Source organism: Pseudomonas sp. P5_B2, assembly GCF_056400445.1.
The window spans coordinates 1-2,445 of record NZ_JBFULH010000596.1; the positions used below are offsets into that span (position 1 = coordinate 1).

2 protein-coding genes are annotated in these 2,445 nt (G+C 60.0%); both read left to right on the forward strand.

Going from position 1 to position 2,445, the window contains the following annotated elements; all coding sequences use genetic code 11:
* Positions 1–25 precede the first annotated feature (25 nt).
* A complete protein-coding gene (gene purB, locus AC1DRJ_RS24445; protein WP_477804423.1) occupies positions 26–1,396 on the forward strand; it encodes an adenylosuccinate lyase in 1,371 nt (456 codons plus the stop codon).
* 86 nt (positions 1,397–1,482) lie between these two features.
* Positions 1,483–2,445: ribosomal protein uL16 3-hydroxylase (locus AC1DRJ_RS24450; RefSeq protein ID WP_477804422.1), on the forward strand; the 963-nt coding region annotated here is incomplete at its 3' end.

Here is a 2,445-nt window from a genome sequence, read left to right on the forward strand (position 1 = left end):
TTGCCCGACTGTCCGAGAACACCCCATGCAGCTTTCTTCGCTCACTGCGGTTTCCCCTGTTGACGGCCGCTACGCCGGCAAAACCCAGGCCCTGCGCCCGATTTTCAGCGAATACGGTCTGATCCGTGCTCGCGTTCTGGTTGAAGTACGCTGGCTCCAGCGCCTGGCCGCTCACTCTGCCATCAGCGAAGTACCGGCGTTCTCCGCCGAAGCCAACGCTGTATTGAACACCCTGGCGGAAAACTTCTCCTTGGAGCACGCCGAGCGCGTCAAAGAGATCGAGCGCACCACCAACCACGACGTTAAGGCCATCGAATACCTGCTCAAAGAGCAAGCGGCCAAGCTGCCGGAACTGGCAGCTGTCAKCGAATTCATCCACTTTGCCTGCACCAGCGAGGACATCAATAACCTGTCCCACGCCCTGATGCTGCGCGAAGGCCGTGATGACGTGATGCTGCCGCTGATGCGCCAGACCGCCGAAGCCATCCGCGAACTGGCCATACGTTTTGCCGACGTGCCAATGCTGTCGCGCACCCACGGTCAGCCGGCTTCGCCGACCACTTTGGGCAAAGAACTGGCGAACGTGGTTTACCGTCTGGAGCGTCAAATCGCCCAGGTCGCCGCCGTTCCACTGCTGGGCAAGATCAACGGCGCTGTCGGCAACTACAACGCTCACCTGTCGGCCTACCCTGAGATCGACTGGGAAGAAAACGCCCGCGCCTTCATCGAAGACGAACTGGGCCTGGGTTTCAACCCGTACACCACGCAGATCGAGCCGCACGACTACATCGCCGAACTGTTCGACGCCATCGCGCGCTTCAACACCATCCTGATCGACTTCGACCGCGACATCTGGGGCTATATCTCCCTGGGTTATTTCAAGCAGCGCACCATCGCTGGCGAAATCGGCTCGTCGACCATGCCGCACAAGGTCAACCCGATCGACTTCGAAAACTCCGAAGGCAACCTGGGCATCGCCAACGCACTGTTCCAGCACCTGGCGAGCAAACTGCCGATTTCTCGCTGGCAGCGCGACCTGACCGACTCCACCGTACTGCGTAACCTCGGTGTCGGCTTCGCCCACAGCGTGATCGCGTACGAAGCGAGCCTCAAAGGCATCAGCAAGCTCGAGCTCAACGCTCAGAAAATCGCTGCCGACCTGGACGCCTGCTGGGAAGTGCTGGCCGAGCCGATCCAGACCGTGATGCGCCGCTACAACATCGAAAACCCGTACGAAAAGCTGAAAGAGTTGACGCGTGGCAAGGGCATCAGCCCAGAAGCGCTGCAAACTTTCATCGACGGCCTGGACATGCCAGCCGCCGCCAAGGCTGAGCTGAAACTGCTCACCCCGGCGAACTACATCGGTAACGCTGTAGAGCAAGCCAAACGCATCTGATTGACCGCTGGACCTGTTTGAGACGCCCGGCCGCGCCGGGCGTTTTTATTCATGTCTAAAAAATGCTTTTTTTCAATAGGTTACACATGAATCCTGATATTCCTCTTCAACTTCTGGGCGGCATCACGGCACGCGAGTTCCTGCGCGACTACTGGCAGAAAAAACCGCTGCTGATCCGCCAGGCGATTCCTGATTTCGAAAGCCCGATCGACGCCGACGAACTGGCCGGCCTCGCACTGGAAGAAGAAGTCGAATCGCGCCTGGTGATCGAGCACGGCGAGCATCCTTGGGAATTGCGCCGCGGCCCGTTCGCCGAAGACGAATTCAGCAAACTGCCTGAACGCGAGTGGACCCTGCTGGTTCAAGCGGTCGATCAGTTTGTGCCTGAAGTCAGCGAACTGCTGGAACAGTTCCGCTTTCTGCCGAGCTGGCGCGTCGACGACGTGATGATCAGCTTCGCCGCTCCAGGTGGCAGCGTGGGCCCGCACTTCGATAACTACGACGTGTTCCTGCTGCAAGGCCACGGTAAGCGCAACTGGAAAATCGGCCAGATGTGCAACTCCGAGAGCCCGATGCTCAAACACGCCGACCTGCGCATCCTCGCTGACTTCGAAGCCACCGACGAGTGGGTTCTGGAGCCGGGCGACATGCTGTATCTGCCACCACGCCTGGCCCACTGCGGCGTTGCGGTCGATGACTGCATGACGTACTCAGTCGGTTTCCGTGCGCCGAGCGCCGCGGAAGTACTGACCCATTTCACCGACTTCCTCAGCCAGTTCCTGACCGACGAAGAGCGCTACACCGACGCCGACGCGCTGCCTTCGGTTGATCCACACCAGATCCAGCACGACGCGCTTGATCGACTCAAAGCCCTTCTGGCCGAGCATATGAGCGACGAGCGCCTGCTGCTGACCTGGTTCGGCCAGTTCATGACCGAACCGCGCTACCCGGAACTCGTGGTAGGCCCGGAAGAAATCGAGGAAGACGACCTGCTCGCCAGCCTTGAACAAGGCGCGATCTTGATCCGCAACCCAAGCGCTCGCCTGGCC